We start from the raw sequence: 24,126 nt of genomic DNA, 5'->3' as shown, positions 1-24,126 counted from the left end.
CCTCCCCCCGCGTCAGCGGCCGCTGACCTTGCCGAACAGGCGCGCGATGGGGGCGAGGACGAGCGGCCGGGCGGCGACCCAGGCGGCGGCGATGACGACGAGGGAGGCGACGAAGATCCAGAACCCGACCCAGTTGACGGCGTCGGAGGCGGCGTACATGTGGTTCAGGTTGCGCAGTGCCCCGGTCGCGAAGACGAGCGCGACGTGCACGATGATGAACAGCACGAAGTAGAGCATCACCGGGAAGTGCACCGCCCGAGCCCACTCGACGGGGTAGGCCTGGCTGAGGCGCTTCGCGTTCTTCGGCCACACCCCGGACATCCGCACGCCGGTGGCGATCGCGAGCGGGGCGGCGATGAAGACGGTGGCGAAGTACGCCAGCTGCTGCAGACTGTTGTAGTTGACCCAGCCGTCCTCGGTCGGCCAGTTCAGCGACACGTACTGCAGGGCCGCGGAGATCGCGTTCGGGATCACGGTCCAGGACGTCGGGATGATCCGCATCCACTGTCCGGTGACGAACAGCAGCACGATGAAGATGACGCCGTTGATGATCCACAGCAGGTCGAGCGACTGGTGGAACCACAGGGTCAGGCTGATCTTGCGCTTCGGGTTGCCCTTCGGCGACCAGAACACGCTCGGGCGCTTCTCGCCCCGGACCGTCAGGCCGGTGCGGATGATCAGCACCATGAAGAAGACGTTGAAGAAGTGCTGCCAGTTCAGCCATGCCGGGAACCCGACCGGCGCCGTGGCCGGCAGCGGGTAGGCGCCGGGGTAGGTGTGCAGGAAGTCCTGCATGAACGTCAGCGACAGGAACCAGCGCACGAATAGCACCGCCATACCGGCGGCGAACAGCAGCGCGGCGCCGCCGACGATGACGGCACCCGCCCACTGCAGGCGGGTGAACGGGCCGATGCGCTGCGGCTCGGGAGCGGCGATCGGGGCCTTGCGAGTGCGGCGGTCCGCGTTCCAGCGGAGAGCCGCCGCACCGGGGAACACCGTCCGCGGGAATGGGAGGGGCTCGAGCGGGCCGGTCGGCTCCGCGAGGGCAGTGGTCGCCGCGGGGGTGGATGCGGCCGCGGAAGCCGGTCCCTGAGCCTGTCGAAGGGCCGGGGCAGCGGAAGCCGGTCCCTGAGCCTGTCGAAGGGCCGCGGCACCAGAACCCGGTCCCTGAGCCTGTCGAAGGGCCGCGGCAGCAGAAGCCGGTCCCTGAGCCTGTCGAAGGGCCGCGGGCGGCCACGGCTCCCCACCCTTCACCCGCGGCAGACCCCGACGCACGGACGACGCCTCGACAAGCTCGGCGACCGGGGTAGCGGGCCCGGCGGACGACGCCTCGACAAGCTCGGCGACCGGGGTAACGGGGGCGGCGGAAGCCGGTCCCTGAGCCTGTCGAAGGGCCGCGGCAGCGGAACCCGGTCCCTGAGCCTGTCGAAGGGCCGCGGGCGGCCACGGCTCCCCGCCCTTCACCCGCGGCAGACCCCGACGCACGGGCGACGCCTCGACAAGCTCGGCGACCGGCATAACGGGGGCGGCGGGCTCGGCGGACGACGCCTCGACAAGCTCGGCGACCGGGGTAACGGGGGCGGCGGGCGACGCCTCGACAAGCTCGGCGACCGGGGCGGCGGGCTCGGCGGGCGACGCCTCGACAAGCTCGGCGACCGGGGTAACGGCGGCGGCGGAAGCCGGTCCCTGAGCCTGTCGAAGGGCCGCGGGCGGCCACGGCTCCCCACCCTTCACCCGCGGCAGACCCCGACGCACGGACGACGCCTCGACAAGCTCGGCGACCGGGGCGGCGGGGGCGGCGGGCGACGCCTCGACAAGCTCGGCGACCGGAGCGGCGGGGGCGGCGACCGGGGCGGCGGACGACGCCTCGACAAGCTCGGCGACCGGAGCAGCGGGGGCGGCGACCGGGGTTGCCGGGGAGGCGACCGGAGCAGCGGGGGCAGCGGGCGGGGCGTCGCCGCCGGCGGGCCAGGGCTCGCCGCCGCGAGTGCGCGGCAGACCGCGGCGCACCACTGCTCCGAACGTCGCCAACGCTCAGGCCTTCCGCGCCTTGAGCGCCTCGATCAGCTGCGGGACGACCGTGAACAGGTCGCCCACGACGCCGAAGTCGGCGATGTCGAAGATCGGGGCATCGCCGTCCTTGTTGATCGCGACGATCGTCTTGGCCGTCTGCATCCCCGCCCGGTGCTGGATCGCACCCGAGATCCCGATCGCGATGTACAGCTGCGGCGACACGGACACACCGGTCTGCCCGACCTGGTACGACTGCGGGACGTACCCCGCATCCACCGCCGCCCGCGACGCGCCCACCGCCGCGCCGAGCACGTCGGCGAGCTGGTCGACGAGCTCGAACTTCTCCCCCGACCCGAGTCCCCGCCCGCCGGAGACGACCTTGGCCGCTCCGCGCAGCTCCGGGCGGGAGGACGTCGCCTCGGCCGCCTGCACGTGGGAGACGGATGCCGCGGCCCTGCCCGAAGCCTCGACGTCGAGAGTCTCGACCTCGGGGGTGCGCGCCTGGGCCCGGTCGTCGATCGCGCCCTGGCGGACGGTGATCACGGGCGCGCCGAAGGTCGCGGCGGAGTCGACGCTGTACGCGCCGCCGTAGACGGAGTGATGCGCCACCACGCCCTCCGCGTCCCGCGAGACACCGACCGCGTCCACGGCAAGGGCGCAGCGGGTGCGGGCGGCGAACCGGCCCGCGATCTCACGCCCCTCGACCGAGTGCGACGCCAGCACCGCGTCCGGCCGCACCAGCGCGGCCGCCGCGGTCAGGGCGTCCACGGCCGGCACGGTCAGCGACGAATCATCCGCCTCCGCCACCAGCACCTGCGCGGCGCCGAGCTCGCCGGCGGCGCCGGCCAGCGACGCCGCATGCGGGCCGGCGATCAACGCGACCGGCGTACCGACCGAGGCCGCCGCGCCGAGCAGCCCGGCGGTCGACTTCGCGAGCTCACCGGTCGGGGTGACATCCAGGAGCACCAGGATCGAGTCGTCTGCGTAGGCCATCGTCATCCCCTTCTCACGCCAGCCGGTTCTGCACGAGGAAGTCGGCCAGCTGCTGCCCGGCATCCCCCTCGTCGACGATCTTCACGCCCGCCGCGCGCGGCGGCTTCTCGGCGATCGCGATCATGATCGACCGCGCCGCCGACGCGTCGTCCGGGTCGATGTCGAGGTCGTCCAGCGACACTGTCTCGAACGGCTTCTTCTTCGCGGCCATGATGCCCTTGAAGTTCGGGAACCGGGCATCGGGGAGGCGCTCGGTGATCGAGATGATCGCCGGCAGCGTCGCTTCCACCCGCATCGTGCCGCCATCCGTCGCCCGCTCGCCCGCCACTGCCGTGTCGGTCAGCTCGACGGTGTTCAGGCTCGTCGCATGCGGGATGCCGAGCACCTCCGCCACCATCGCCGGGATCACCCCGCCCGTTCCGTCGGTCGACTGGTTGCCCGCCAGGATCAGGTCGAAGCCCGTGCGCTGGGCTGCCGCTGCGAGAACCTCCGCCGTCAGACCCAGATCCGCGCCCGCCAGACGCTCGTCGACCACATGCACCGCCGACGCCGCGCCCATCGCGAGCCCCTTGCGGACCGTCGCGGCCGCCGACTCCGGCGACATCGACAGCACGACGACCTCGGTCCCGGGATGCGCGTCGGCGTGCGAGAGCGCGACCTCGAGGGCGCGCTCGCCGATCTCATCCAGCACGGTCTCACTGGCCCCGCGGTCGGCGAGACCGGTCTCGAGGTCGAGCTTGCGGTCACCATAGGTGTCCGGCACTTCCTTGACCAGGACGACGATCCTCATGAGCACTCCTTCGTCGTGACGAGTCTATAAACGGTTCTCGGGCCTGACATGGGCCGTGCGATTGAACCTCAGTCTCAGAATACGTGAACCTGAGTATCAGTGATTGCCGAAGGCCGGCGCGCGCTTCTCACGGAAGGCCGCCATGCCCTCCTTCTGGTCCTCGGTGTCGAACAGCGCGGCGAACGCCTGCCGCTCGAAGCGCAGCCCCTCGGCCTGCGTCGTCTCCAGCGCCGCATCCATCGCCGCCTTCGCCGCGTAGAGCGACGGCAGCGACTTCGCGGCGATCGTGTCGGCGACCCTCCCGGCCTCCTCGAGCAGTTCGGATGCCGGCACCACCCGCGAGACGAGGCCGGCACGTTCGGCCTCCGAGGCATCCATCAGCCGTCCGGTGAGCACGAGCTCCGCGGCCTTGTAGTAGCCGACCGCCCGCACGAGGCGCTGTGTGCCGCCCATGCCGGGGATCACGCCGAGGTTGATCTCGGGCTGCCCGAACTTCGCCGTGTCGGCGGCAAGGATGATGTCGCACATCATCGCGAGCTCGCATCCACCGCCCAGCGCGTAGCCGGACACCGCCGCGATCACCGGCGTGCGGACCGCAGCGAACCGCGCCCACCCGCCGAAATGGTCACCCATGAGCATGTCGAGGCCGCTCTTGGACTCCATCTCCTTGATGTCGGCACCGGCGGCGAACGCCCGCTCCGACCCGGTCACCACGATCGCGCCGATGCCGTCGTCGGCGTCGAAGCGGGTCGCCGCATCGACGACGTCGGCCATGACCTGCGAGTTCAGTGCGTTCAGCGCCTCGGGGCGGTTCAGCGTGATCCACCCCACGCGCCCCCGGATCTCGATGAGGATCGTCTCGTAATCGGTCATGCTTCTCCGCTCACTGGTGCTCGATCGCACGGGCAGGGGTCTCGCCCGCCGCTCCCACCCTAGCTTCGCGGGTCGACGCCCACCCGTGCGCGGTCGTCGGTCTCGGCGAGGGCCAACGCCTCGTCGACGCGCGACAGGGGAAGCGTCGCCGCGGTCAGCTCGCGCGAGGGGAGGTGGCGCCACGCGCGCTCGACCTGGCGCACGGCGGACCGCAGATCGCTCGCGGGCTCCGTGCCGGGAAGCGCCGGCCGGCCGGCGGCGACGTTGCACCCCAGCGGAGCGAGCAGCACGGCGGGCACGGCCGCATCCGACTTCACGATGTCCGTTCCCGCGCGCAGATGGATGTGCGTCGCGAAGGCGCCGCTCAGCTCCCATCCCGCACGCACGCGCTCATGGCCGTACTCGCGTGCCGAGAGGCAGTCGTGCCACGCACCGCGGGCGCAGTCCGCGCACGCGCCACACGGAGCGGCGATCGACCACACGACGCGATCGCCGCAGCGCAGCGGCTCACCGTCGACGTCGACGGCCTCCGATCCCGCCGTGACGACGCGCCCGACGCTCTCGTGCCCGAGGACGAGGGGCGCCGAGGCGGAGAGGTCGCCGTGGATCATCGCCAGGTCTGAGCGGCAGATGGTGGACAGCTCCACGGTGACCAGCGAATCTCCGGGCCGCAGCGGAACCTCGAGCACCGCCATCGGCTCGAGGCGCCGCCCCGGCTCCCACCACACCATCGCGGTCGCAGCCGGCTCGAGTCGGGCCGAGAACCGCGACAGCGGAGCCGGCGTGGTCTTCATCGGAACCACTCTGTCCGCTCCGCGACGCCCGGAACGGCCATCGCATCGAGCGTTCACGAGCTGTTCACGGGAAAGTCCGCCGCACTGCGCGGCAGTGCGACGGACTCTCGATCCCGCGGGGATGCGGTGTCAGCGCAGGCTGCCCCGCAGCGGCGCCTCCTTCTGCACGAGCACCGCGACGCTGCGAGCGGGGACGGTGACCGTACCGGTCGCGGTGTCCCACGTCGTCGTCCTCACAACCGCATCCGAACCGTTCGCCTGGGCGGCGACGAGCCGGAAGTCGCGCCCGGTGAGGGAGCCGATCGTCTGCGTGGTCGCCTGGGGCGACGCGTTGAAGACGACGAGCGCGCCATCCAGCGCCGGGTCGACGTCGGCACCGGCCTCGTCGTCGACGAGCATCACGAGGACTCCCGGCGTCGCCTGCGCGCCGCCGTTCGGGAACGACACCTTCTGCGAGATCAGATCGGCGGAGCCGAGCCGCAGGAGGCCCACCTGCGAGCGCACCTTCAGCAGGTCCATCGCGGCGGCGTCGGCGGCGGCCATGTCGGCCGCCTTCGGCTTCAGCGTCGGGTCGGCGAGCAGCGGCGCCATGATCGACCATTTGCCGCTGTTGTCGGCGGCGGGCGGCAGACCGGAGCCGAACGTGTTCTGCTTTCCGGTCCAGTCGATGCGGTTGAACCAGTCGCCCGAGTTGTAGCTGTTGCGGTCGAGCGACTTCGAGCGCAGGAGCTCCGTGCCGGCCTGCCAGAACGACGGCGTCTGCGACAGCGTGACGGTCGCCAGCTGCAGCGTGTTCATCCGCACGCGGTCGGCCATCGACGTGCCACGCGGCAGCTTGAACACCGACAGGTCGTACAGCGTCTCGTTGTCGTGGGCGTCGACGTAGTTGATCACCTCGTCAGGCTGGTCGGCGTAACCGGCGGCCTGGCCGTTGTAGTCGATCTGCGAGCCCTGCTTCACCGTGCCGTCCGACGTCAGGAACGAGTACGACCGCAGGTTGCCGGCGAGGCCGAGCTTCACGAGGTCGGTGTCGTGCCCGAGGGCCGCGAGCTGCTGGGCGCCCGACCCGTTGATCGCGTCGCCGTTCGGGTCCGTCGCCAGCCCGGTGCCGAAGCCCTGCACGAACGTGGATCCGCCGTCGACCGGGCTGCCGCCGTGCACCGCGTCACGGAGCCGGTCGTTGAACGTGCCGATGCCCGTCCCGCCCAGCTGACCTTGCGTGGCCTGCTCGAACAGCGCGTTGTTCGCGACCTCGCCGAAGTTCCATCCCTCGCCGTACAGATAGACGGCCTTGCCGTCGACGCCGTCCTTCTTGAGGGTCAGGGCGTCGAGCGCCGACCGGATCGCCAGCATGTTCGCCTTGGATGCGTGTCCCATGAGGTCGAACCGGAAGCCGTCGACCTTGTACTCCTTGGCCCACGTGACGATCGAGTCGACCATGAGCTTCTGCGCGACGGCGTGCTCGGTGGCGACGTTCTGGCAGCAGGTCGAGGTCTCGACCGCCCCCGCCGCATTGAGCCGCTGGTAGTAGCCCGGCACGACCTGGTCGAGCACCGAGGTGTCGGCCTGGCCGGAGGCCGTGGTGTGGTTGAAGACCTGGTCGAGGACGACCTGCAGCCCCATGCCGTGCAGCGCGCCGACCATCTGCCGGAACTCCGAGACGCGGGATCCACCGTTCGGGTCCACCGCGTACGAGCCCTCGGGAGTCGAGTAGTGGAACGGGTCGTAGCCCCAGTTGTAGCCGTCCGTGTCGGCCTGGGCCATCACGCACGCCTGCTGGTCGGGGGATGCCGCCCCCATCGTCGTGAGGTCGCAGTCCGGGGTGCTCTGCTTCGAGCGATCCTCCTGGATCGTCGCGAGGTCGAACGACGGCAGCAGGTGCACGGTGTTGATGCCGGCGTCGGCGAGCTCGCGCAGGTGCTTCGTTCCCGCGCTGTCTCGGGTGAAGGCCGAGTACGTGCCGCGCAGGGCGGCAGGAACCGTCGTGTCCGAGATCGAGAAGTCGCGGATGTGCAGCTCGTAGATGGTGTGGTCCACGGGCTTCGCCACGACCGGCGACGCCGTCTTGCGCCACTGGTCCGGCCGCCACTTCTGGTCGTCGAGGTCGACGGCGACCGAGCGCGTCGAGTTCGTCGTGAGCGCGACGGAGTACGGGTCGGTGACGCGGTTCGTCTCGATCCTGCCCGTGGTCGGGGCGTAGACCTTCACCTCCCACAGGAACTCGGAGCCCTTGAGCGCAGCACCGCCCTTGACCGTCCAGACACCGGATGCCGCATCCCACGTCGCCTCGCGACGGACGGGATCACCGGCGGCGGCGGTCCCTGAGCCCGTCGAAGGGTCCCACGTCAGCAGCGTCGCCGTCTGCGCCGTCGGCGCCCACACGCGGAACGTGGGCTGCGCACCCTGGAAGGCGACGCCGAGGGGCACCGCACCGACGGCCTTCGCATACAGGTCATCGAGGACGCCGGGGATCTGCACACCGGTGAACGCGCTCAGCGCATCCGCGCCGTCGCGCTGCGCGACGCGCAGCTGTCCCTTCAGCAGGGTGGCGACCCCAGCGCGGTCCTGACCCTCGACGTGCAGGGCCGTGTACCCCGCGAGCGCCGGGAACCTCGCCTTCTGCGCGTCGGTCAGGCCACCGGCGACCTTCGTGAGGGCGATCGGGTCGCCGCCGCCCGTGACGGCGCCGTCCTTCACCTCGAGGCTCGCGTCGGCGGAGCCGTACAGCTGCCACGTGGCCGCGGCATCCTTCGATCCGAGATCGGCGGGCCACGCGATGGTGGATGCGTCGATCCACTGCGCACGCGACTCCCCGAGTCCGGCCAGCGGCGGGTCGGTGACGATGATCTCCAGGATGTGGGTCGCCAGGGTGTAGCGGAACAGCACCTGCTTGCCGGTGGTGGCGCTGAACGACATGTTCGCTCCGCCCGGCACGCCGTTCGCGCCGTAGTTGACGTCCCAGCCGAGGTTGTGCGCGACCTTGACCTCGTAGGCGCCGGTCGGGATCCGGTCGGTCGAGAACTCGTACACACCGTCGCGGTCGCCGTCGCTCATGAGCGAGGCGAGGCAGTCCGGCGCCCAGTCGCCGGGGCATCCGATCGCGGCCTGGAACGAGCCGGGCAGCGTCACGATCGGACCGTCGTCCGTCGTCTGCACCTGGTTCGAGCGCGGGTCGAAGTAGAACGTCACCGTGCCGCCCGGGTGGTGCAGCGAGATGTTCGGTCCGTCCTTCACGCCGTTCGCCCCGAAGTTGAGGGTCCAGCTGTCGTCGATGGCGACCTTGTACTGGTAGTCGCCCGCGGGCAGGTCGAACGTGCCGGCCCAGATGCCGTCGGCGCGCTTGGTGAGGTGAGCCGCGGCGCAGTCGGGCTGCCAGTCGCCGGCGCATCCCATCTCGGTGTCGAGATCTCCCGGGATGCTGACCGAGCCGTACCCGGCCGTCGGCTGGTCGGCGGCGCCGAGGTTCACCGCATTGCCGACCGAGGCGTAGGTCGAGGCGGCGGAGCGGTGGCCCGCGGCATCCGTCGACACCGCGCGGTACTCGACCAGCGTGCCCTTCGCGAGCGTGTTGACGTCGTGGAAGACGCGCGGCGTGGTCGTCTCGGACGTGCCGAGCGCGTGCCAGTCGCTCGATCCGACCACACGCCACGCGAAGCTCGTCTCGCGCCAGGCGTCGTCGACCGTCGCCGAGACGGCGGCCGATCCGGTCATGGCGGCCCCGGCGGCGGGCGCCGAGATCGTGACGGCGGATGCCGCATCCGGCGCGCTCACCGAGCGGTCGGCCTTGTACACCACGGCGGACAGCGCCGGCACGGTGACGGACGTCTTGGCGGCGCCATCCGTCGTGAGCGCCGCTCCCCCGCCGTAGATCGACGCGTAGTGCGCGCCGGCCGTCAGGGTCGCGAGGCTCACCGTCTGCGGCGTGGTCGCGTTGTTCAGCGCGACGAGGTACTCGAGCTTGTCCGAGCGGTCCACGCGCGAGAAGGCGTAGACGCCCGCGCCGTCGGCGGCGTACCGCTCGATCTGCGCACCGTCCTGCAGCGCGGGGTTCGCCTTGCGCAGGGCGGAGAGCGCGGCGATCTGCGTGTACTCGGGCGTGCTCGTGCCGTAGTGCGCACCGGTGCCGAGCGGCGTTCCGTCGACGAGGCTCTGGTTCGCGTACTCCGCCACCTGGGTCGGGAACAGCGACTGGCGTGCGCTCTTGTCGTTGCCCGGATCCGCGCCCGCGTAGCCCTGCTCGTCGCCGTAGTAGACGACGGGCTGGCCACGGCTCAGGAACATGAGGTCGTGGGCGAGCAGGTCGCGCTGCAGCGGCTGGGACGTGTTGCGCAGGAAGTATCCGATGCGACCCATGTCGTGGTTGCCGAGGAACGTCGGCAGCGCCGTGGCCGAGGTCGTGGACGTCGTGTAGTGGTCGTCGCCGGCGAAGAGCGTCCGCAGACCCTTCGCCGAGTTGCCGGAGGCGTAGCTGGTCGCCGACGACTGGAAGGTGAAGTCGAGCACCGAGTTCATGTCGGTCTTGCGGACGTACGGCGAGAGTTTCACCGGGTCGGCGTCGTAGACCTCGCCGAACATGAAGAAGTCGGGCTTGCCGTGGCTGTGCGCGTAGTCGAGGACCTTCGTGGTCCACTTCTGCCAGAACTCGAAGTTCACGTGCTTGGCCGTGTCGATGCGGAATCCGTCGATGCCCGTGTCGATCCAGGTGTCGTAGACGTCGGCGAATCCGTTGACGACTTTCGGGTTCTCCGTCATGAGGTCGTCGAGGCCGCTGAAGTCGCCGTATGTCGTGGACTCCCCGGTATACGTCGAGTCGCCGCGGTTGTGGTACAGCGTCACGTCGTTCAGCCACGACGGCACCTTGATGTCCTTCTCGGCATCGGACACGACCGGTGTATAGGGGAACGACGTGGCCGGATCCATGGTCGGGAAGGTGTCACCGCCCGCATAGTCGGCCGGGTCGAACGCCTTGCCGGATGCATCCTTGTACGGCTTGGTCGCCTGGTCGATGTACGAGTACTGGTTCTCGGCGTAGGAGATGACGTCGGCGGTGTGGTTCACGATGATGTCGAAGTAGACCTTGATGCCCCGCGCGTGCGCGTCGGCGATCAGCGACTTGAGCTCGTCGTTCGTGCCGAGGTGCGGGTCGATCTGCGTGAAGTCGGTGATCCAGTAGCCGTGGTAGCCGGCGCTCGCGTCGGCGCCGGTGCCCTGCACGGGCTTGTTCTTGAAGCTCGGCGTGAGCCAGATCGCGGTCGTGCCGAGACCCTGGATGTAGTCGAGCTTCGAGTGGAGGCCGGCGAGGTCGCCGCCCTCGTAGAAGCCCTTGTCGGTCGGGTCGAACCCGGTGGTCATCCGGTCGCCGGTGAGACCGCCGGTGTCGTTCGACGTGTCGCCGTTCGCGAACCGATCGGTCATCACGAAGTAGAACTGCTGGTCGGCGCCCTTCTGACGCGCGGGAGCGGCGACGAGCGCGTCGTCGTCGGACGTGTAGCCGGCGCGCAGCGCCGCCGGAGCGACCTCGACGCCCACCTTGTGCGCGTTGTCGTCGAACTCGAAGCGCAGCTGCGTCGGCCCCGCGACCGTCAGAGGGATGTTGTCGCCCCCGCCGTTCAGGCCGTACGACTCGTCCCACGTGCCGTTGACGGCGACCTTGTAGTTCCAGGTGCCGGCGGGAACCGTGAAGTCCGCGGCGTAGATGCCCGGCTTGTCGGTGGACACGAGGGCGGTCTGGGCGCAGTCGGGAGCCCAGTCGGAGGCGCAGCCGAGCTCGCTCTGCAGATCGCCGACGAGGGTGAAGGTCCGCGCGGCGGCGGTGGCCGGGGTGGTCACTGCGACGATGCCGCCGACGGCGACGAGGGCCGCGGTGAGGGACAGAGCGAGTGCGCGCCAGGCGCGGGTCGTCTTCGACACGGGTGCTCCTGAGAGGTTCGGTTTCTCAGGAAGCTAACAGCGGCGCGGCTCTGACCGCAAGCGCTTACATGAGAATCTCCTCACGGTTCCTGCGTTCTCGACGGAAGTCGCGTTCAGGGATGCATAGAAACGCAAGCGCTTTCAGTGGGGAGGAGCTCCCGCGGACCGCCACGATAACGACGGAGATTCGCATTGCAGCGGACCCCCGCATCCCGTCCCGTCCGCAGAAATGCAGAAGTCCGCCCCGGCGCCGGCGCGACGGGGCGGACTTCGTGTCGGGGGACTCAGCCCGCGGCTTCCTCCGGACGGTCCGCAGTGGCGGCGGTCGCGGCATCCGGCACATGCCCGTCGAGGTGCCGCTCGTCGGGACCGTTGTACTCCGACAGCGGGCGGATGAGGGCGTTGGATGCCGCCTGCTCCATGATGTGCGCGGTCCACCCCGCGACCCGCGCCGCGACGAACAGCGGCGTGAACGTGAGGGTGTCGAAGCCCATCAGGTGGTACGAGGGACCCGAAGGGTAGTCGAGATTGGGGTAGATGCCCTTGCGGGAGACGAAGTCGGACTCCAGAGCGTCGTAGAGCTCGGCGAGCTCGTCGGCGTCGTAGTGCTCCACGAGGGTGTCGAGCGCGGCCTTCATCGTCGGCACACGGGAGTCGCCGCTCTTGTACACGCGGTGGCCGAAGCCCATGATCTTGCGCTTCGAGGCGAGGGCCTCGTCGAGCCACGGGCCGACGTTCTGCGCCGTTCCGATCTCGTCGAGGATGTGCATCACGGCTTCGTTCGCGCCGCCGTGCAGCGGGCCCTTCAGCGCACCGATCGCCCCCACGACGGCCGAGTACAGATCGGCCATCGTGCTCGTGATGACCCGAGCCGTGAACGTGGACGCGTTGAACGAGTGCTCGGCGTACAGGATCATCGACACGTTGAACGCCGCGGCCACGACCGGGTCCGGCTCTTCGTCGAACGTCATCCACAAGAAGTTGTGCGCGTAGTCGAGGTCGTCGCGCGGCTCGACGAGGCCCTGACCGCGCCGGCGTCGCTGGTCGTACGCCACCATGGCCGGGATCTTCGCCAGCAGCAGGCGCGACTTCTCGACGTCCGACTCGCGCGAGTTGTCGAAGGCTGCGGGGTCGGCGGCGCCGAGCACCGAGACGGCGGTGCGCACGACATCCATCGGGTGCGCCTCGAGGGGCAGGAGATCGATGGCCGTCTTGACGGCGGGGTCGAGCGTGCGGTTCGCCCGCTCGAAGGCGACGAGGTCCGCCAGCTGCTCCTCGGTCGGCAGCTCGCCGTGCCACAGGAGGTACGCCACGGCCTCGAACGGCTGGGTCGCGGCGAGCTCCTGCACGGGGTAACCGCGGTACAGCAGCGAGTTGGTCTCGGGGTTGACCTTGCTGATCGCCGTGTAATCGACGACGACCCCGGCGAGGCCCTTCTTGATGTCGGTCATATCAGTCCTTCGCAATGGTGAAGTTGAAGACGCTGGTGTCGAAGTGGTTGTACCGCTCGTAGTCGAGCAGGTCGTACAGGTCCGCACGGTGCTGCATCTGATCGAGCAGTCCCGTGAGGTGCCCCTCATCCCGGAGCGTGTCGAGGGCACGGCCCGCCGCCCCCATCGCGATGCGCAGGAGCGAGACCGGCCAGATGACGATGTTGACGCCGACGTCGCGCAGCTGGTCGACCGTGAACAGGTCGGACTTGCCGAACTCGGTCATGTTCGCGAGGATCGGCACATCCACCGCCTCTCGGATGGCGGCGAACTCGTCGAGCGTGCGCATCGCCTCGGGGAAGATCGCATCCGCCCCCGCGTCGACGAGCGCCCGTGCGCGGTCCTTCGCGGCCGACAGGCCCTCGACGGCGCGGATGTCGGTGCGGGCCATGACGAGGAAGTCCGGATCGCGACGGGCATCGACGGCGGCGCGGATGCGCTTGACCGCGGTGTCCTCGTCGACCACGGCCTTGCCGTCGAGGTGACCGCACCGCTTCGGGTTGACCTGGTCCTCGATGTGCATGCCGGACAGTCCCGCGTCCTCGAGCGTCTGGATCGTGCGGGCGACGTTCATCGGCTCGCCGAAGCCGGTGTCGGCGTCGATGAGGGTCGGGAGATCCGTCATCCGTGCGATCTGCTGCCCGCGGCCGGCGACCTCGGTGAGCGTCGTCAGGCCGATGTCGGGCAGGCCGAGGTCGGCGGACAGCACGGCGCCGGAGATGTACACGCCCTCGAAGCCCTTCCGCTCGATGAGCCGCGCGGACAGCGGATTGAAGGCGCCGGGGAACCGGAGCAGCTCACCGGAGGCGAGGCGCTCGCGGAATGCCCGGCGCTTCTCGTGCGCCGGAACCTGCGAGTACAGCATCAGAAGAGTCCCTTGGGGGCCGGGGCGAGGGCGAGCACGCCGAGCTTCGCCACGATCGACAGCTCGCGCACCTCGTCGGGGCTCAGTGCGGGGAGGCGCTGCACGAGCTCGAGGAACCGCTCGATCTCCGCGGGCTCCAGCACGGGCTCGGCGAGCGTGCGGAACTTGCGGATGTAATCCTCCCGCGCGAACGGGCGGGCGCCGAGCGGGTGGGCGTCGGCGACGGCGATCTCGTCGACGAGCTCCGAGCCGTCGGCGAAGCGGATGACGACGCGCCCGCCGAACGCCTTCTCGTCGGGGTCCTCGGAGTGGTAGCGGCGCGTCCACTCCTCGTCCTCGGCGGTGGTGATCTTCTTCCAGAGCTCGACCGTGTCGGGGCGCTGGGCGCGCTCGGGCAGGTACGAGTCGACGTGGTGCCACGTGCCGTCCTGGAGCGCGACCGCGAAGATGTACGGGATCGAGTGGTCGAGCGTCTCGCGCGAGGCGTGCGGGTCGTACTTCTGCGGGTCGCCCGCTCCGGAGCCGATCACGTAGTGCGTGTGGTGGCTCGTGTGCAGCACGATCGACTCGATCTGGGATCCCGGTCCCTGCCCTTCGACAGGCTCAGGGACCGACCTCAGTTCGGGCCGCTCGTTGTGCAGCTTGCGGGCGAGGTCGATCCACGCCTGCGCCTGGTACTCGGCGGAGTGCTCCTTCGTGTACGAGTCGAGGATCGCCCGCTTCGGCTCGCCCTCGCCGGGCAGCGGCACGTCGTACGACGCGTCCGGGCCGTCGAGCATCCACGCGATGACGCCGTCCTCGCCTTCGTAGATCGGCGAGGGGCTCGTCTCGCCGCGCATCGCGCGGTCGACGGCCTCGACGGCCATCTTGCCGGCGAAGGCGGGGGCGAAGGCCTTCCACGTCGAGATCTCGCCCTTGCGGCTCTGCCGTGTGGCGGTGGTCGTGTGCAGCGCCTGACCGATCGCCTGGTAGATCGTCTCGACGTCGAGCCCGAGAAGCGTGCCGATGCCGGCAGCGGCCGACGGGCCGAGGTGGGCCACGTGGTCGATCTTGTGCTTGTGCAGACTGATGGCGCGCACGAGGTCCATCTGGATCTCGTAGCCCGTCGCGATGCCGCGCACGAGCGCGGTGCCGTCGCATCCGACGTGCTGGGCGACCGCCAGGATCGGCGGGATGTTGTCGCCGGGGTGCGAGTACTCCGCGGCGAGGAACGTGTCGTGGTAGTCGAGCTCGCGCACGGCGACGCCGTTCGCCCACGCCGCCCACTCCGGGCTCGTGCGGCGCTCGAGCGCGCACCCGAAGATCGTCGAGCCCTCACCGCCCACCGACACCGGGTGGTCGAGCGCTTGCTGGCGCGCGGCGCTCACCGGTGCGCGGGTGAGGGATGCGGCGGCCACCGCCGCGTTGTCGATGATGCGGTTGACGATCATGTCGACGACGTCGGAGTCGACCTCCACCGGATCGGCGGCGACGCGGGCGATCGCCCACGCGAGCTGTCCCTCGCGCGCGAGGTTCTCGTCGCTGCGGTGCACACGGAGGTGGTGCGTGACGGTCATGGTGCTCCTTCTCTCGAGCCTGTCGGTCGCGTGTGGTTCGTGGAGTGGACCCCGGCCGCGTCGCCGGAGCCGAGCAGCGTGCCGTCCAGAATGCTCGCCAGGGCGTTGTGGAGGTGCACGTGCGTGGCATGGGCCGCGAGATCAGCGTCGCGCGTCGCGATCGCGTGCGCAATGAGGCGGTGCTCCGCGACGGATGCGGCGAGCCGCGCCGGCTTGTCACGGGCGAGTCTGCGCACCCTGACCAAGTGCGTGCGCACGGTCCGCAGGGCGGCGGCGAGATACGCGTTGGATGCCGCGGCATCCACCTCCGCGTCGAAGTCGGCGATCAGGGCGTAGTAGTCGTCCATGCCCTGGCCGGACGCGGCATCCGTCGCCTCGAACGCGTCCGCCAGCGTGGCGAAGGCAGAGGCATCCCCCCGCATCGCGGCGATGCGGACGGCCGTCTCCTCGAGCGCCCGGCGCAGCTCGAACAGCGCTCGGATGTCGTCCGGAGCGAGATCGGCCACGACGGTCAGCCGGGGCGACACCTCGATCACGAGGCCGTCGGCGGCCAGGCGTCCGAGCGCTTCGCGCACCGGCGTGCGACTGACCCCGAACCGGGTCGCGAGCTCGGCCTCGGCGAGCGCCGTCCCCGGCGCGAGCGCGCCGGACTGGATCTCGTCGAGGAGCGCCCGGTACGTGCGGTCGCTCGCTCTCATACGCACCCCCCTCGGATCACGCCGAGGTCAGTGTATACACAACAGGACAGATTGCGCTACTCAGGGGCTTGAGGGTGGTCGAAGGTATACAGAGGGCGACCTCGTCGGCGCCTGACGTGTCGGGCTACCTCTGCTGCCCGCGCCGGAGGGCGAGGAGCGAGACGAGGTCGTAGGCGACGTGGGATGCGGCGACCCCGGTGATCTCCGCGTGGTCGTACGGGGGTGCGACCTCGACGACGTCCGCGCCGATGAGGTTCAGGCCCTGGAAACCCCGGAGGATCTCGAGCAGCTCGCGGCTCGTGATGCCGCCGGCCTCCGGCGTGCCCGTACCGGGCGCATGCGCGGGATCGAGGACGTCGATGTCGATCGAGATGTACAGCGGACGAGCGCCGATGCGATCTCGCAGCTTGGCCACGACCTCGTTCACCCCCTGGTGGTAGACGTCGGCGCTGGTCACGATTCCGAAGCCGAATCGGCGGTCGTCCTCGAGGTCGCGCTTCCCGTACAGCGGACCCCGCGTGCCGACGTGGCAGAGCGCCTCGGTGTCGATGATGCCCTCTTCGAACGCGCGGCGGAACGGGGTGCCGTGCGTGTACTCCGCCCCGAAGTACGTGTCCCACGTGTCCAGGTGGGCATCGAAGTGGAGCAGGGCGACCGGCCCGTGTCGCTGGGCCGCCGCGCGCAGCAGCGGCAGGGCGATCGTGTGGTCGCCGCCGAGGGTGACCAGGCGCGTGTCGCCCGCGGTCAGGTCGAGCGCCGCCTGCTCGATCGTCTCGATCGCCTCGCCGATGTCGAAAGGGTTCACGGCGATGTCGCCGGCGTCGGCGACCTGGGCGATCTCGAACGGCGAGACGTCGAGCGCGGGGTTGTAGGGACGCAGGAGCCGCGATGCCTCGCGCACGTGGTTGGGGCCGAACCGTGCGCCGGAGCGGTAGGAGACGCCGCTGTCGAACGGCACGCCGGCCACGACGATGTCGGCGCGGGCGACCTGGTCGAGCCGCGGCAGGCGGGCGAACCCGTCGCGCCCGGCATAGCGGGGGGTGCGGGAGCTGTCGATGGGGCCGACCGGGGTCGTCATGGTGTCCCTTCCTGCCGTCGTGAGGCGACGGCGAACCGTTTCAGATGTGCGGCTCGAACAGGTGCGACGGCACGTGGACGAGGTTCACTCCGCCCGCGCGCGCGGCCCGCGACACGACACCGTCGAGCTCGTCGGCCGATCGCACGCGCCAGCCACGCGCGCCGAACGCATCGGCCAGCGCGGCCCAGTCCGGCTGTGCCAGCTGCACGCCGATCGCCGGGATGCCGCGATCGAGCTCGTTCTGCTGGATCTCCGCGTAGCCTCCGTTGTCGTAGCAGACGACCATCAGATCGAGGCGCTGCTCGACGGCGGTGGCGAACTCCTGCACCGCGAACATGAGCGCGCCGTCCCCGACGACGCAGACCACGGGCCTGGCCGCGGCGCCCCGGGAGGACTCCGCGACGGCGGCGCCGATCGCAGCGGGCAGGCCGTAGCCGAGGGTGGCATAGGCCGGCGTGTACAGGAAGGCGTGCGGCTCATCCTGGCGCACGGCGCTCGCCATGCCGAGGTACGTGATCTGCGAGGAGTCGCCCGCCACGACGGCATCGCGCGGCAGGGTCGCCGCGATCGCGCGTGCGGCCAGGGCCGTGAGCGCGTTGAACTCGGCCGCCTCCTCGGCGCAGGCGAGGCGCACGGCGTCGAGGTCTGCCCACGCGGGCGTCGATCCGGCGCCGACGGCCTGGAGGAGCTGAGGCACGACGGCTTGCGCGTGACCGACAAGGACGAGGTCGGACGCGACGTTCTTGTGACCCTGGCTGGCGAGGATGTCGATCCGGATGACGGGTGCGTCCGGCTGGATCACACCGCCCCAGAGCTCGGCCTCGCCGATCTTCGCGCCGACGATCAGCAGTGCGTCGCAGCCGTTGACGACATCGCGTGCGGCTTCCAGCCGCAGCTCGGCGCCGACGGCGAGCGGGTGCGACTCGGGTACGACGCCCTTGCCGTTCAGGGTCGTGACGACGGGCGCGCCGAGGCGCTCGGCGAGGGCCGTCAGGGACGCCGCGGCCCTGGTCGAGCCGCCACCGGCGATGATCGCCGGCCGGGACGCGCCCGCCAGGATCTGCGCGGCCTGAGCGATGAGCGCGTCGTCGGCCAGAGTGAAGCCCGGGTGCGGACGCGGTTCGCGGTCCGCGGCCGGCACATCCGCCGCGCCCTCGAGCACGTCCAGCGGCACCTCGATGTGGACGGGACGCGGGCGCCCCGTGCGGAACATGGCGAAGGCGTCGTGCACCGCCTGCACGGCCTCCGCGGCGGTGGCGACCCGCCGGCTCCACTCGACGATCGCTCCGCTGGCCGCCGTCGCATCCTTCGTCTCGTGCAGCGTTCCGACGTCCGCGAACTCCGCGCCGAGCGCAACACCCGGAGAGAGGATGATGAGCGGTCGCGACTCGCAGTACGCCGTGCCTGCGGCGGAGAGGGCGTTCAGCAGCCCCGGTCCGGAGGTCGTGATGACGACCCCGGGCAGACCCGTGCGCTGGGCCCACCCGTCGGCCGCATAGCCGGCCCCCTGCTCGTGCCGAGAGGTCACCGCGTGGATGCCGAGGCGCGAGAGGTGCCGGTAGAACTCGAGGTTGTGCGTGCCGGGGATGCCGAAGACGGTGTCCACCCCGTAGCCGCGCAGCGTCTGCAGCACCGCGAGACCGGTGTTGTCGATCGCGACGCCCGCGGCGCCGGCGGCCTCGGCCTCGGCCGCGTCGACAGCGTCGAAGTACGTGGTCAGGGTCATGGCTCAGTTCTCTCCCTCTGCCGTCGCCGCGATGTGGTGGCGGGTTCCGTCGATCCACGTCTGCAGCACGGCGATCTCGCCGATGGTCTCGGGGGCGACCTCGTCGACATCGGCCGCCAGCACCGCGAAGTCCGCGCGCTTGCCGACCTCGAGGGTGCCGAGGTCGTCCTCGCGGCCGATCGTGCGGGCGGCCTCGATCGTGTGGCCGCGCAGCGCCGTCATCGCATCGATGGCCAGGTCGTCGGGACCGAGCTTGCGGCCCCGGCGCGTCACCCGGGTCACGGATGCCTGGATCGCCTCGAGCGGGCGCGGCTCGGCGACGGGGGCATCCGAGGAGATCGTCACCGGGACGCCGGCGCGCACGAACTCGCCGAGCGGGTTGAAGCGCTCACCGGGCGTGCCGATGGCCTGCTCCACGCCCTCGCCCCAGTTGTAGTAGTGCTGGGGCTGGTTCACCGGCCGGATGCCGGCGGCCGCCATCCGCTCGATCTGCTCGGGGGTGGGTAGACCGCAGTGCTCGATGCGGTGACGGGCATCCGGCCGCGAGTCGGCGGCCTGGGCCGCCTCGATGGCCGCCACGACCATCTCGATGGCGGTGGGCGACTGCGCGTGGGTCGCGGTCTGCAGGCCCGCCTCGTGCGCCCGGGCGATCAGCGCCCGGTATTCGGCGGGCTCGTGGTACAGCTGGCCGGTGCGGCACGGGTCGCCGACGTACCCGTCGGGGAAGTAGGCCGTCCAACCGCCGAGCGTGCCGTCGGCGTACAGCTTGATGCCCGCGAAGCTGAGCTGCGCGTTGCCGAACTGTCCCCGCAGCCCCATGTCGAGGGCATCGTCGAGCAGGTGCGACAGGAGGTACATCGAGACGCGCAGGTGGAGGCCCCGACGCTCGGCCAGGCGCAGATAGGTGTCGAACTCGCGGCTCGACACCTGCGCATCCCCGATCGTGGTGACGCCGCCCTCGAGGAAGTTGCGCTGCGCAGCGGCCAGCTGGCGGACGTGCTCCTCGGGGGCATCGCCGAGGTGGAAGTTCGGGCCGTGGTGGCCGATCTTCACGCCGCTCAGCCCGGTGAGGATGTTGCACGCGGCATCCGACAGCTCCCCGGTGAGCTCCCCGTCGGCGCTGCGGAAGAACTCGCCGCCCTGGGGATCGGGGGTGTCGCGGGTCACGCCGTACTTCTCGAACGTGAAGCTGTTCACGACGCCGCCGTGACCGGACGCGTTCATGAGGTAGACCTCGCGGTCGGTGGCGACCTCGTCGAGTTCGAACCGGGTGGGGTGCCGCCGCTCGACCAGGTTGCGCTGCTCGTATCCGTAGCCGCGCACCGGCAGGTCGTCGGGCGTCCGCTCGGCGGCCTTGCGCAGCAGGGCGACGATCTCCGGGATGCTGCCGGCCCTGTCGGGTCCGCAGTCCACCCAGCTCATCATCTGACCCAGCATGAGCGGATGCGCATGCGCGTCGACGAACCCCGGCACGACCACGGCATCGCCGAGATCGTGCACCTCGGGCACGGCCGCGACGCGGCGTTCGGCAGCATCCAGGCACTCGTCGAGTGTGCCGGTGGCCGCGATGAGGCCGTTCACGATGAGCATCGCGGTCACGACGGTGTCCGCGTCGTCCAGCGTGCGGATGCGGCGGGCGACGACGATCTTCGCGCCCTGCTCGTCGAGCGGGCGATCGGGAAGGGAGAGCTTGCGCATGGGAGACCTTGGATCAGGAGGTGAGGGCCGGCGACGCCGGACGGTTGACCGGCGTGGCCGGAACGCCGTCGGTGAACAGGGAGACCACGTTCTGCGCCTGACGCGTGGCGTATTCGCGTCCGGTCCGCGAGGACAGATAGGCCATGTGCGGGGTCAGCACCACGCGGGGGTGGGTGCGGAAGGGATGGTCGGCGGCAGCCGGCTCGGTCGCCAGCACATCGAGACCTGCTCCGGCGATGTGCCCCGAGTCGAGGGCCGCCAGCAGCGCATCCTCATCGATCAGGCCGCCGCGGCTGACGTTCACGAGCACGGCGCCGTCGGGCATCGCCGCGAGGACGTCCGCGTCGACCATGCCGGCGGTCTCGTCGGTGAGCGGGACATGCAGCGACAGGACGTCCGAGCTCGCGATCAGCTCGTCGAGGTCCACCCGACGGATGCCGGCGCGACGGAGCATGTCGCGGGTGTCGGCGTCGTCCGGAAGCATCGGGTCGGTGCCGATCACCTCGCGGAACAGGGGCGCGGCGAACTCGGCGAACCGACGCCCGATCCGGCCCAGGCCGACGACGCCCACGGTGCACTCGGTGGTCGCCCGCGGGGCATCCTCCGCGCGCCAGGCGCCCGAGCGCGTGGCCCGCGCGGCCCGGTCGATCGAGCGGGCCGCGAGCACGAGGCCCAGGGCGTGCGCGGCCACCTCGTCGGTGGCGGCACCCAGGACGTTCGACACCCAGACGCCGGCATCCGTCGCCGCCTGCACGTCGACGCCGTCGACGCCCATCGATAGCGTCGCGATGATGCGCAGCCGCGGCATCCGCTCGATCATGTCGGCGGTGATCGGGTCGTATCCGATGAGGAGGGCCTCCGCCTCGGCGGCGGCGGCCACGATCTCGTCCGGGTCGTGGCTCTTGACACGTTCCACGCGGAACCCGGCGGCCTCGAGCATGTCGACGCCCGGTGTCGGGTCGATGTCGTCGGTGTCGAGATAGAGGGCCAGGGGGCGTTCAGTGGACATGGCTGAGGAACCTCTTCGTGCGATCGTGCTGCGGGTTGTCGAAGAACTCGTCCGGGGCGGCCTGTTCGACCAGGACGCCCGAATCGAACAGCGACACCTCGTCGGCGGCGCGGCGAGCGAAGCGCACCTCGTGCGTGACGACGATCATCGTCATGCCGTCCGCGGCCAGCTGCTCCATCACATCGAGGACCTCGCCCACGAGCTCCGGGTCGAGCGCAGAGGTGGGCTCGTCGAACAGCATGACCTGCGGGTTGAGCACCAGCGCACGGGCGATGGCCACACGCTGCTGCTGACCGCCGGACAGCTCGGACGGGAAGTGGCCGTCGCGCTCCCCCAGTCCGACGCGCTCGAGCATGGCGTACGCCCGCTCCCGCGCCTGTCCCTTGTCGACCTTCTGGACGTTGACGAGCGCGAGCGCGACATTGTCCAGGGCGTTCATATGGGGGAACAGGTTGAACCGCTGGAACACCATCCCGATCTGCCGCCGTTCGATCGCCAGCTTGCGCTCGTGGTGGTGATGCGGCTTGTCGGCCGTGCCCGTGGCTCCGATGCGGGTGCCGTTGAGCAGCACCTCGCCCTGGTCGGCCGGCTCGAGCAGGGCCATCAGGCGGAGCATCGTCGACTTGCCGGAGCCGCTCGGGCCCAGCACCGCCTTCACCTCGCCGCGGTGGATCTGGAACTCGACGCCCTTGAGCACCTCGAGGCCTTCGTACCTCTTGTGCAGCCCCCTGACCTGGAGGGTCGGGGTGGCCGCGTCTGGGATGGCGGTCATGCGTTCACGCCCTTTCGTGTGCCGCGAGACGTGCCCACCGCGATGAGCTGGGTGTCGGTCGCCGTCGCGGACAGCTGCTTCCTGGTGCCGCGCGAGCTCCAGGCGAACCGCTTCTCGATGCGCCCCTGGATCAGCGTGATGATGCTGACGATCACGAGGTAGTAGATGATCGCGACCGCGTAGTACTCCGCGTAGCGGAAGGTCGTGTTCACGCCCACCTGGGCGGTGGTCAGCAGCTCCTGCAACGAGATGACGGAGGCGAGGGACGAGTACTTCACGAGTCCGATGAACTCGTTGCCGGTCGGGGGCAGTGCGGTGCGGATCGCCTGCGGAAGGATCACCTTGCGCATCACCGATGCGGGCGTCATCCCGAGCGCGCGTCCCGCGAGACCCTGGCCTTCGTCCACGCTGTTGAGTGCGGATCGGATGATCTCCGCCATGAACGCGGCTTCGACCAGACCCAGTCCGACGGATGCCGCGATGAACGGCGTGTACCAGTCGGCCTTGAAGATCGGCAGCAGCTGCGGGAGGGCGTTCCACATGATCAGCAGCACGAGGAGCGCCGGGATCGCCCGGAACAGCCAGATGTACGCGCCGGATGCGGCGCTGCCCCACCGGTTCGGCGACGTCCGCCCGAGGGCCAGGAAGAACCCGAGGACCGTGGCGATGACCAGGGCAACCACGGCGACGCCGATGGACAAGAGCGCTCCCCAGAGGTACTGCGGATTGAGCAACTGCCCCAAGAAGATCTGCGGATCGAAACCCATGTCTCAACCTCCGTATTCGAGCCGGTCGACCGTCACTGGGAGACGTCGAGCGACGCGGGGTCGAGCTTGTACTGCGCGGCGATCTTCGCGAACGTGCCGTCGGTGTAGAGGGCCTTGAGCGCGGCGGCGACCGGCTCGCTGAGCTTGTCGCCCTTGCGCGTGAAGACGCCGAAGGTCGTCTCGGAGGGGAAGACGTTCTTGGCGACGGCGAGCTTGCCCTCGTTCTGCGACACGATGTACGCCGCGCCGACGTTGGTCTCGACGAGCGCGTCGGCCTTGCCGTTGATCAGCGCCAGCACGGTCTGCGCAGTCTGGGGGTAGTTGCTCTGGGTGATCGGCTTCTTGCCGCCGGCCTCGCAGGCCTTCGAGAGCGCGGCGACGTCGTCCGAGTTCGCGGATGCCGACTGCGTGACCACGCGCAGACCGCACAGGTCGTCCTTCGCCTTGAGCTTGGCGGCGAGCGCGGGCGCTGCGACGACGGTCGGGCCGGCCTGCATATAGGCGGACGAGTCGGCGATGGCCTTGCGCGCCTCGCTCTGGTAGAGGCCGCTCCACACGATGTCGCAGCGGCTCGCATTCAGAGCCGGCATGAGGCCGTCGAACGAGGTGACGTCGAACTTCGGCGTCACCCCCCAGTAGGTCGCGAGAGCGCGGGCGCCGTCGGCGTCGAACCCGACGACATCGCCGCTGGAGCCGTTCTTGTAGTACTCGAGCGGGGCGTACTCCGGGTCGATGCAGACCGAGAGGGTGCCTGCCTGCATGAGGCCGGCCGGAGCCTTGGCGGCCGCGGCGGTCGGGTGGGAGGCGCCGCTGTCGGACGCTCCGCTCGAGCACGCGCTCAGGAGCAGGGCAGCAGCGGCGACCGCTGCGAGACCGAGGACACGCTGGTTCATGGTTCTTCTCCCTTGAAGAGGTAAGCGGGGGCGGGTGAGATCGATCATGCCTGCTGGGATGCGGTCTGTCAATGCAGTTTTGCATTTTTGGAGACTGTTTCGTGCGTTTTCTTTTGCTTTGGAGCTGATACGGTGGCTCATCGCACCACCGACGATGCGGAATGGAGCAAAGTTGCTACCACAGACGGCGCCCGTGCGATA

17 protein-coding genes are annotated in these 24,126 nt (G+C 70.3%); all 17 read right to left on the bottom strand.

The genetic code is table 11. The features are described 5' to 3' along the window. Window positions 1-12: 12 nt before the first annotated feature. On the bottom strand, window positions 13-2,031 hold the full coding sequence (locus SM116_RS03430) for a cytochrome b/b6 domain-containing protein (RefSeq protein WP_320943066.1): 2,019 nt from the start codon (window positions 2,029-2,031) through the stop codon (window positions 13-15). A 3-nt stretch (window positions 2,032-2,034) separates the two neighbouring features. After that, a complete protein-coding gene (locus SM116_RS03425) occupies window positions 2,035-3,006 on the bottom strand; it encodes an electron transfer flavoprotein subunit alpha/FixB family protein (protein ID WP_425563296.1) in 972 nt (323 codons plus the stop codon). Between the two features lie 13 nt (window positions 3,007-3,019). Continuing rightward, a complete protein-coding gene (locus SM116_RS03420; protein ID WP_320943064.1) occupies window positions 3,020-3,796 on the bottom strand; it encodes an electron transfer flavoprotein subunit beta/FixA family protein in 777 nt (258 codons plus the stop codon). A 96-nt stretch (window positions 3,797-3,892) separates the two neighbouring features. Continuing rightward, window positions 3,893-4,669: an enoyl-CoA hydratase gene (locus SM116_RS03415; RefSeq protein ID WP_320943063.1), complete on the bottom strand. Its 777-nt coding sequence runs from the start codon at window positions 4,667-4,669 to the stop codon at window positions 3,893-3,895. A gap of 59 nt (window positions 4,670-4,728) precedes the next feature. After that, window positions 4,729-5,463, bottom strand: a complete 735-nt coding sequence (locus SM116_RS03410) for an alcohol dehydrogenase catalytic domain-containing protein (RefSeq protein ID WP_320943062.1) — start codon at window positions 5,461-5,463, stop codon at window positions 4,729-4,731. Window positions 5,464-5,592: 129 nt separating this feature from the next. Further along, a complete protein-coding gene (pulA, locus tag SM116_RS03405; RefSeq protein ID WP_320943061.1) occupies window positions 5,593-11,373 on the bottom strand; it encodes a pullulanase-type alpha-1,6-glucosidase in 5,781 nt (1,926 codons plus the stop codon). Window positions 11,374-11,657: 284 nt separating this feature from the next. Beyond that, window positions 11,658-12,824, bottom strand: a complete 1,167-nt coding sequence (locus tag SM116_RS03400) for a bifunctional 2-methylcitrate synthase/citrate synthase (protein WP_320943060.1) — start codon at window positions 12,822-12,824, stop codon at window positions 11,658-11,660. A gap of 1 nt (window position 12,825) precedes the next feature. After that, entirely contained in the window at window positions 12,826-13,728 is a 903-nt protein-coding gene (prpB, locus tag SM116_RS03395) for a methylisocitrate lyase (protein WP_320943059.1), read from the bottom strand. Further along, window positions 13,728-15,284 (bottom strand): MmgE/PrpD family protein, encoded by a 1,557-nt coding sequence (locus tag SM116_RS03390; RefSeq protein WP_320943058.1) that lies wholly within the window; start codon window positions 15,282-15,284, stop codon window positions 13,728-13,730. Before SM116_RS03390 ends, prpB begins: the two co-directional genes overlap by 1 nt. Then, a complete protein-coding gene (locus SM116_RS03385; protein ID WP_320943057.1) occupies window positions 15,281-15,982 on the bottom strand; it encodes a GntR family transcriptional regulator in 702 nt (233 codons plus the stop codon). The genes SM116_RS03390 and SM116_RS03385 overlap by 4 nt, the downstream gene beginning before the upstream one ends. A 124-nt stretch (window positions 15,983-16,106) precedes the next feature. Then, a complete protein-coding gene (gene speB / locus SM116_RS03380) occupies window positions 16,107-17,060 on the bottom strand; it encodes an agmatinase (protein ID WP_320943056.1) in 954 nt (317 codons plus the stop codon). A 40-nt stretch (window positions 17,061-17,100) separates the two neighbouring features. After that, entirely contained in the window at window positions 17,101-18,786 is a 1,686-nt protein-coding gene (locus tag SM116_RS03375; RefSeq protein WP_320943055.1) for a thiamine pyrophosphate-binding protein, read from the bottom strand. 3 nt (window positions 18,787-18,789) lie between these two features. Next, complete coding sequence (locus SM116_RS03370) at window positions 18,790-20,484, bottom strand: amidohydrolase (RefSeq protein WP_320943054.1); 1,695 nt, start codon at window positions 20,482-20,484, stop codon at window positions 18,790-18,792. A gap of 13 nt (window positions 20,485-20,497) precedes the next feature. After that, a complete protein-coding gene (locus SM116_RS03365) occupies window positions 20,498-21,493 on the bottom strand; it encodes a C-terminal binding protein (RefSeq protein WP_320943053.1) in 996 nt (331 codons plus the stop codon). After that, entirely contained in the window at window positions 21,483-22,265 is a 783-nt protein-coding gene (locus SM116_RS03360; RefSeq protein ID WP_320943052.1) for an amino acid ABC transporter ATP-binding protein, read from the bottom strand. Before SM116_RS03360 ends, SM116_RS03365 begins: the two co-directional genes overlap by 11 nt. Beyond that, window positions 22,262-23,032, bottom strand: a complete 771-nt coding sequence (locus tag SM116_RS03355; protein WP_320943051.1) for an amino acid ABC transporter permease — start codon at window positions 23,030-23,032, stop codon at window positions 22,262-22,264. Before SM116_RS03355 ends, SM116_RS03360 begins: the two co-directional genes overlap by 4 nt. 32 nt (window positions 23,033-23,064) lie before the next feature. Beyond that, window positions 23,065-23,925: a transporter substrate-binding domain-containing protein gene (locus tag SM116_RS03350; RefSeq protein ID WP_320943050.1), complete on the bottom strand. Its 861-nt coding sequence runs from the start codon at window positions 23,923-23,925 to the stop codon at window positions 23,065-23,067. Between the last annotated feature and the right edge of the window lie 201 nt (window positions 23,926-24,126).

Source organism: Microbacterium rhizosphaerae (genome assembly GCF_034120055.1).
Classification (GTDB): domain Bacteria; phylum Actinomycetota; class Actinomycetes; order Actinomycetales; family Microbacteriaceae; genus Microbacterium; species Microbacterium rhizosphaerae.
The sequence above is the reverse complement of the archived record's forward strand: the minus strand, read 5'-3'. Positions and strand labels throughout refer to the sequence as shown.